Source organism: Levilactobacillus zymae DSM 19395 (genome assembly GCF_001434115.1).
GTDB lineage: Bacteria > Bacillota > Bacilli > Lactobacillales > Lactobacillaceae > Levilactobacillus > Levilactobacillus zymae.
In genome coordinates, this window is the sequence record NZ_AZDW01000035.1 from 1 (window position 1) to 271 (window position 271).

Consider the following 271-nt stretch of genomic DNA (forward strand, 5'->3'; position numbering starts at 1 on the left):
CCTGAGAGATGATCAGGTAGATAGGTTGGAAGTGGCAGCGCCGTGAGGCGTGAAGCGGACCAATACTAATCGGTCGAGGACTTAACCAAGTAATGGTGTTCTCAAGGAAAATAAATTGGTAATATCTAGTTTTGAGGGAATAAGCTCTCAATAGTGTGGTGGCGATAGCCTGAAGGATACACCTGTTCCCATGCCGAACACAGAAGTTAAGCTTCAGCACGCCGATAGTAGTTGGGGGATCGCCCCCTGCGAGGATAGGACGTTGCCACGC

Annotated in this window: 2 rRNA genes; both read left to right on the plus strand. The window is 49.8% G+C overall.

The features are described 5' to 3' along the window. Positions 1-89 (plus strand): 23S ribosomal RNA (locus FD38_RS08960); the annotation flags it as partial. 65 nt (positions 90-154) lie between these two features. After that, positions 155-271 (plus strand): 5S ribosomal RNA (gene rrf / locus FD38_RS08965).